The 7,563-nt window shown below is 70.8% G+C and carries 6 protein-coding genes; 5 read left to right on the top strand and 1 reads right to left on the bottom strand.

The window, feature by feature from the left end; translation table 11 throughout:
• Positions 1–149, bottom strand: a 149-nt coding sequence (locus RIM90_RS29345; RefSeq protein WP_309063775.1) for a trehalase-like domain-containing protein, incomplete at its 3' end; no start/stop codon positions are given.
• Between the two features lie 436 nt (positions 150–585).
• Between RIM90_RS29345 and RIM90_RS29340 the strand changes: the two genes are divergently transcribed.
• The 5 genes from RIM90_RS29340 to RIM90_RS29320 all read left to right on the top strand — a co-directional run.
• Positions 586–2,235, top strand: a complete 1,650-nt coding sequence (locus RIM90_RS29340) for a CTP synthase (protein WP_309063774.1) — start codon at positions 586–588, stop codon at positions 2,233–2,235.
• 108 nt (positions 2,236–2,343) lie between these two features.
• Positions 2,344–2,970 carry an NUDIX hydrolase gene (locus RIM90_RS29335; protein ID WP_309063773.1) on the top strand — a complete coding sequence of 209 codons (627 nt, stop codon included), beginning with the start codon at positions 2,344–2,346 and terminating at the stop codon, positions 2,968–2,970.
• Positions 2,971–3,161: 191 nt separating this feature from the next.
• A complete protein-coding gene (locus RIM90_RS29330) occupies positions 3,162–5,219 on the top strand; it encodes a tetratricopeptide repeat protein (protein WP_309063772.1) in 2,058 nt (685 codons plus the stop codon).
• A gap of 136 nt (positions 5,220–5,355) precedes the next feature.
• On the top strand, positions 5,356–6,480 hold the full coding sequence (gene ald, locus RIM90_RS29325; protein WP_309063771.1) for an alanine dehydrogenase: 1,125 nt from the start codon (positions 5,356–5,358) through the stop codon (positions 6,478–6,480).
• 404 nt (positions 6,481–6,884) lie between these two features.
• A partial coding sequence (locus RIM90_RS29320; protein WP_309063770.1) for an AAA family ATPase occupies positions 6,885–7,563 on the top strand: 679 nt, incomplete at its 3' end.

The following is a 7,563-nucleotide window of genomic DNA, read 5'->3' as shown; positions in this document are numbered from 1 at the left end:
CCGGCGAAGATGGCGTGCGAGTCGAAGCGGGGCAGGCACAGCCAGTCCACCGTGCCGTCCCGGCAGACCAGGGCAGCGGTCTGCATGTCTCCGATGAGTGCGTAGTCTTCGATGCGCCCGGCCACGTGCAACTCCAGTCGAACGGCCACGTCACCCCGCGAGGGGGCTGTCGCTAGTGCGGTCAAGGGGTTTGTGCAATACGTCGTTGAGCGGTGAAGCACAGCAGTCGTTCAGTCTCCTGCAAAGCGCCAACTGTTGCTCAACGAACTGACGAGCTGTCGTTGTTCCGGGACTTACGGGCGGGGGTGGTGCCGTTCGGCCGGCCGGGCTCGTCAGTGAGTGTCCGAGCAGGATACGACGCACGTGGATGATCCGTGTGCCGCTCCGGGCAATGCGGCTCCGCTGAGCGGGTGAGCGGCGGAAGAGGGAGCCGCGGGGGGTCCGCGTCCGTGTCGGTGCGTGCGCGGAGCGTGCCCGGACGCCATCGCGTCGCGGCGCTGATACGCTGGTAGCCCGTGGACCGGTGGGCGAGAAACCCCGGAACCGCATCCTCCAGACCGCGACCACGGGAGCCCCCTCTTGGCCATGCCGCCCAAATCCACGACGACCAAGCACATCTTCGTCACCGGGGGTGTCGCCTCCTCGCTCGGCAAGGGGCTGACCGCCTCCAGCCTCGGCATGCTGCTCAAGGCACGGGGCCTGCGCGTCGTGATGCAGAAGCTCGACCCGTACCTCAATGTCGACCCCGGCACGATGAACCCCTTCCAGCACGGTGAGGTGTTCGTCACCAACGACGGTGCCGAGACCGACCTGGACATCGGCCACTACGAGCGCTTCCTCGACCGCGACCTCGACGGCTCCGCCAACGTCACCACCGGTCAGGTCTACTCGACGGTGATCGCCAAGGAGCGGCGCGGCGAGTACCTGGGCGACACGGTCCAGGTCATCCCGCACATCACCAACGAGATCAAGCACCGCATCCGCCGCATGGCGACGGACGAGGTGGACGTCGTGATCACGGAGGTCGGCGGCACGGTCGGCGACATCGAGTCGCTGCCGTTCCTGGAGACCGTCCGCCAGGTCCGTCACGAGGTCGGCCGGGACAACGTCTTCGTGGTGCACATCTCGCTCCTGCCGTACATCGGCCCCTCGGGCGAGCTGAAGACGAAGCCGACCCAGCACTCGGTCGCGGCGCTGCGCAACATCGGTATCCAGCCGGACGCGATCGTGCTGCGCTGCGACCGCGAGGTGCCGACCGCGATCAAGCGCAAGATCTCGCTGATGTGCGACGTCGACGAGGCCGCCGTGGTGGCCTGCCCCGACGCCCGTTCGATCTACGACATCCCGAAGACCGTGCACGGCGAGGGCCTGGACGCCTACGTCGTCCGCAAGCTCGACCTGCCCTTCCGGGACGTGGACTGGACGACCTGGGACGACCTGCTCGACCGCGTCCACAACCCCGAGCACGAGATCACCCTCGCCCTGGTCGGCAAGTACATCGACCTGCCCGACGCCTACCTCTCGGTCACCGAGGCGCTGCGCGCGGGCGGCTTCGCCAACAAGGCCCGCGTGAAGATCAAGTGGGTCACCTCCGACGACTGCAAGACCCCGGCCGGCGCCCAGGCGCAGCTCGGCGACGTCGACGGCATCTGCATCCCCGGCGGCTTCGGCGACCGCGGTGTGCTCGGCAAGGTCGGCGCGATCAGGTACGCCCGCGAGAACAGGATCCCGCTGCTCGGCCTCTGCCTGGGCCTGCAGTGCATCGTGATCGAGGCGGCGCGCAACCTGGCGGACATCTCCGACGCCAACTCCACCGAGTTCGACCCGGCCACCTCCCACCCGGTCATCTCCACCATGGCCGAGCAGCTGGACATCGTCGCCGGTGAGGGCGACATGGGCGGCACCATGCGGCTCGGCATGTACCCGGCCAAGCTGGCCGAGGGCTCGATCGTGCGCGAGGTGTACGACGGCAAGGAGTACGTCGAGGAGCGCCACCGCCACCGCTACGAGGTGAACAACGCCTACCGCGCGGAGCTGGAGAAGAAGGCGGGCATCGTGTTCTCCGGCACCTCCCCGGACGGCAAGCTCGTCGAGTACGTCGAGTACCCGCGCGAGGTCCACCCGTACCTGGTCGCGACCCAGGCGCACCCCGAGCTGCGCTCGCGTCCGACCCGTCCGCACCCGCTCTTCGCGGGCCTCGTCAAGGCCGCGGTCGAGCGGAAGATCTCGAAGTAACACACCAGTTGTACGGTTGCCGGGGTGCGAACCTTCAAACGGTCCGCGCCCCGGCTGTTTTCTCACGCAGTGCACACGCGCGACCGCCGTACGTTCGGAAGGACAGGCATGACGATCAAGGACACCCCGGAGGAGTGGGAGATCCGGGCGACCGAGACCCCCTTCACGGGCAAGAAGACCTCCGTCCGCACCGACGACGTGGTCATGCCCGACGGGACCGTGGTCCGCCGCGACTACCAGGTCCACCCCGGGTCCGTGGCCGTCCTCGCCCTCGACGACGCCGGCCGTGTCCTGGTGCTGCGCCAGTACCGTCACCCGGTGCGCCACAAGCTGTGGGAGCTCCCGGCCGGCCTGCTGGACGTCCCCGGCGAGAACCCGCTGCACGCCGCCCAGCGCGAGCTGTACGAGGAGGCGCACGTCAAGGCCGAGGACTGGCGGGTGCTGACCGACGTGTACACCACCCCCGGCGGCTGCGACGAGGCCGTACGGGTCTTCCTCGCCCGTGGTCTGTCCGAGGCCGAGGGCGATCGCTTCGAGGTCGAGGACGAGGAGGCCGACATGGAGCTGGCCCGGGTGTCCGTCGACGAGCTGGTGCGCGGGGTGCTGGCCGGCGAGCTGCACAACAACTGCCTCGTGGTGGGTGTCCTCTCGCTCGTCGCCGCACGGGCCGGGGACGGGCTGGACGCGCTGCGTCCGGCTCAGGCGCCGTGGCCCGCGCGTCCGTTCGAGGCCTGATTCCGTCCGGTCTCCCGTACACCCGTGATGATGTGACCATCGGTTGATCCGATCGAGGGATGTGCCCGCGGCGCTCCGCCGGGAACGTGGCAGAGCGTGAACTAGGCTCTTCGCGAGTGAGCCGAGAAGCAGGCGCGACGCCCTTCGCACCGGGGCGGGCTCGCGCGTGCGGTGGGACGGGAGTGTGGCCCGTGACGGAGCAGGCGGTGGACCCGGACAGTGTGCGGCTCTCCCGGGACGCGGCTGTGGAGGGCCGGTTCCTGGGCCGTACCAGGGAGCTGAAGGAACTGCGCGCCGACATCGAGCGCACGGGACTGGACACCCTCTCGGGCCGCAAGGCGCCCCGCGCGCGCGTGCTGCTGATCGCCGGCCGCCCGGGCTCCGGCCGGACGGCCCTCGCCGAGGAACTCGTCCGCCAGGTCGCCGACCGCTACCCCGACGGGGTGCTGCGCGCCCGCCTGACCGAATCCGACGGCACGCGCGTGCCCGTCGAGCGCGCCGCGCGCGAGCTGCTCGACGCGCTGGAGGTGCCCGCCCCCGCCGGAGCCCCCGAGGACGATCTCACCGGGGCGCTGCGCACCGCCCTCGCCGACCGCCGGACGCTGCTCCTGCTGGACGACGCGGCCGACGCCGAGCAGGTCGACGCGCTGCTGCCGGACAACCCGGACTGCCTGGCCGTCACCGTCTCCTCGGGTCCGCTGACCGGGATCGCGGACGTCCGTCCGTGCACGCTCGGCGGCCTCGACACCAAGTCCGCGGTGGAACTGCTGTCCCGGGCCGCCGGGTCGGTCCGCATCACCGTCGACCCCCGGGCCGCCGAGGGACTCGCCGAGCTGTGCGAGGGGGAGGCGGCCGCCCTGGTGCTGGCCGGGGGCTGGCTCGCCGCCCGGCCCAAGGCCGCCGTCGCCGACCTCGCCAAGCAGCTGCACGCGGAGACCGGCCAGTCCACCGTGGCCGGCCGTGTCCTCCAGCTCGTGCACGCCTCACTGCCGGCGTCCGCCGCCCGGATGCTGCGCCTGCTCAGCCTCGCCCCGGCCGGCCTGGTCGACCCGCACACGGCCTCCGCGCTCGCCGGCTGCCCGGTGGACGCCGCCCGCACCGCCCTGGACGGCTTCGCCGCCCACGGTCTGCTGCACGCGGTGGCCTCGCCGCTGCCGCAGTACGAGGTGCCCGGCTGTCTGCACCCCCTGCTGCGCGCCCTCGCCGAGACCCACGAGCGCCCCGCCGAACTCCAACTGGCCCGCGCCCGCATGCTGGAGCGGACCGTACGGCTGCTCCAGTCCTGCAGGGCGATCACCGAGACCGACAGCCCCCTGGCGCGCGAGAAGCTCCTCGGCATGCCGCGTTCCGTGCGTTTCCCCAGCCCCCGGGCCGCCGCCGACTGGCTGCGCCTGAGCAGGCCCGCCCTGCTGGCCGCCGCCCGGCTCGCGGTCGCCGACGGGGAGCTGGACACCCTGGCCCGGCGGCTGATGTCCCAGCTGGTGCGGGCCATGGTGGCCCACGTCGGCACCCGGGCGGCCGCGAGCGACCTGTACACCGTCCACGGCCTGGTCCTGGACGTCGCCGAGCGCCGCCGCCTGCCCCGGGAGCGGGCGGCGGCCCTGCTGAACCTCGGCGACCTCGACGCCCGCACCGGCCGCACGGCCGACGCCCTGGTGCGCTACCGGGCCGCGCTGGACGCGGGGCGCGCGGCGCGCGACCCGTACGCGATCGGCCGCGCGATGGAATCCGTGGGCGGCGCGCACCTGGAGCTCGGGGACTACGACCGGGCCGCCGACTGGTTCGGCCGGGCCCTGGCCGAGCGGCTCGCCCGGGACGAGCGTGCGGACGCCGCCCGGCTCTACGGCCGTATCGGCGCCGCCCACACCTACGCCGGCCGCTACGGCGAGGCGCTGCGCAACTGGCGCGCGGCCGTCGCCGGGCACCGCAAGAACGGGGACGTGGCCGCCCGGGCGCGGGCGCTCAGCGAACTGGCCCGGGTGCAGGAGTACGCGGGCCGGCTGGAGGAGTCGCTGGGCACCTGCCGGGAGGCCGTGGAGTGGGCGCGCCGGGCCGAGGACACCCGGCTGCAGGCGGCGCTGCACCTGCGGCTGGCCGACTCCTTCGAACGCCTGGGCGACCCCGCGTCGGCCGCGCTGCACCGCGGCACGGCCGAGCGCATGCTGGGCGAAGAGGCCCTGGAGGGCGACCCCGAGCCGGAACAAGGAGCTAACGCCTGCGAAATCCGCAGCACATCTGCTGAAGATTGATGCAATGAAAGGCTAGACAGCGGGAACGCCTTCATTAGACTGGCTCTGCCGCACCATCTTCTGCGGTCTCCCCCGGTGTGCCCCCGTGCGCCCGGGTATGTGTAGTAAGACCCCCATATCCTCTGAGCCAAGGACCGTGATCGACGTGAAGGTCGGCATCCCCCGCGAGGTCAAGAACAACGAGTTCCGGGTGGCCATCACCCCCGCCGGCGTGCACGAGCTGGTGCGCAACGGCCACCAGGTCGTCATCGAGCGCGGCGCCGGTGCCGGCTCCTCGATCCCGGACGAGGAGTACGTCGCCGCGGGCGGGCGGATACTGGACACCGCCGACGAGGTGTGGGCCGCCGCCGACCTGCTGCTGAAGGTCAAGGAGCCCGTCGCGGAGGAGTACCACCGCCTGCGCAAGGACCAGATCCTCTTCACCTACCTGCACCTGGCCGCCTCCAAGGAGTGCACGGACGCCCTGCTGCAGTCCGGCACCACCGCGATCGCCTACGAGACCGTCGAGCTGCCCAGCCGCGCGCTGCCGCTGCTCGCGCCGATGTCCGAGGTCGCGGGCCGGCTGTCCGCCCAGGTCGGCGCCTACCACCTGATGCGCGCCCACGGCGGCCGCGGTGTGCTGCCCGGCGGTGTCCCCGGTGTGCTGGCCGGCAAGGCCGTCGTCATCGGCGGTGGCGTCTCCGGCTGGAACGCCGCGCAGATCGCCATCGGCATGGGTTTCCACGTGACCCTGCTCGACAAGGACATCAACAAGCTCCGTGAGGCGGACAAGATCTTCGGCACGAAGATCCAGACCGTCGTCTCCAACGCCTTCGAGCTGGAGAAGGCCTGCCTGGAGGCCGACCTCGTGATCGGCGCGGTCCTGATCCCCGGCGCCAAGGCCCCGAAGCTGGTCAGCAACGAGCTGGTCTCGCGGATGAAGGCCGGAAGTGTCCTTGTCGACATCGCGATCGACCAGGGCGGCTGCTTCGAGGACTCCCGCCCCACCACGCACGCCGAGCCGACCTTCAAGGTCCACGACTCGGTCTTCTACTGCGTGGCCAACATGCCGGGCGCGGTGCCCAACACCTCGACCTACGCGCTCACCAACGCCACGCTGCCGTACATCGTCGAGCTCGCCAACCGCGGCTGGGTGGAGGCGCTGCGCCGCGACCCCGCGCTCGCCAAGGGCCTCAACACGCATGACGGCAAGGTCGTTTACAAGGAGGTCGCCGAGGCGCACGGCCTCGAGCACGTGGAGCTCGCCTCCCTGCTCGGCTGAGTCGTCCAGGCGTCAAGTCGACCAAGTCGCCGACCGGTGAAGGCGACACCTCCCCGATCTCGGCCTCGCTCGATCGGGGGGATCCCCTCCTCGGTCGTCAACGCCGCATACCCGGCCGGACCTTGCCCGACAAGGTCCGGCCGGATGTGTGTATGGTCACTTCTTGATTCCGGTACAACTCGCCTCGAACGTAACCCTTCTACCGATTCGCACACCGGTGAAACCTGCCGTGCGACGGCCGTACGCCCTTGACAGAGGGATGTTTCATTGCCGACACATCGGGCCGGGTCCGGTGGATTGTGTTGCTGCGGACGGCCGACACGCCATAGAGTCGCCAACCGTCGGCATGGTGCCACGCTGACCTGTCTAGAAGTTTCCTGGTCACCAAGGAGGTAAGACGACTTGTGAATGAGTCGACATTTACTCCCGGGGGTGGTCAACCAGGAACGCCTGCACGGGGCCAGGAACCCGCGGGGTTCGCTCCTGTCGGCTCCGTCGCTGTGCGCACCTTCGCAGCCCACCAGAGTCAGCAGGCGACTCGCACTGCACACCGAAGCATGGATGGCCATCACGTGAACGCCATGGCCGGCGACGGAAGTGGCGCGCCCCACAACCATTTCGCCGACTACGACGAACTGCCCGAGGGGCATTTCTACGACCCCGACGCCGAGTACGAGCCCGATCCCGAGTACGCGGCCACGCTCGCGCCCGACGCGGCGCGACAGCGCCGGGAGCGCATCGGCCCGACCGGGCGCCCGCTGCCGTACTTCCCGATCCCGGGCCCGCTGACCGACCACGGCCCCGCGAAGATCATCGCGATGTGCAACCAGAAGGGCGGCGTGGGCAAGACGACGTCGACCATCAACCTGGGCGCCGCGCTCGCGGAGTACGGACGCCGGGTGCTGCTCGTGGACTTCGACCCGCAGGGCGCGCTGTCGGTCGGCCTCGGCGTCAACCCGATGGAGCTCGACCTCACCGTCTACAACCTGCTCATGGAGCGGGGGATGGCGGCCGACGAGGTGCTGCTGAAGACGGCGGTCCCCAACATGGACCTGCTGCCCAGCAACATCGACCTGTCGGCGG

Origin of the sequence: Streptomyces sp., assembly GCF_031181555.1 — a bacterium.
Taxonomy (GTDB): Bacteria; Actinomycetota; Actinomycetes; order Streptomycetales; family Streptomycetaceae; genus Streptomyces; species Streptomyces fimbriatus.
The sequence above is the reverse complement of the archived record's forward strand: the minus strand, read 5'-3'. Positions and strand labels throughout refer to the sequence as shown.

What these genes read in the sequence shown, in the direction of transcription:
- RIM90_RS29340 (WP_309063774.1), top strand. Translation starts at nt 586, where the DNA reads ATGCCGCCCAAATCCACGACGACCAAGCACATCTTCGTCACCGGGGGT.
- RIM90_RS29335 (WP_309063773.1), top strand. Translation starts at nt 2,344, where the DNA reads ATGACGATCAAGGACACCCCGGAGGAGTGGGAGATCCGGGCGACCGAG.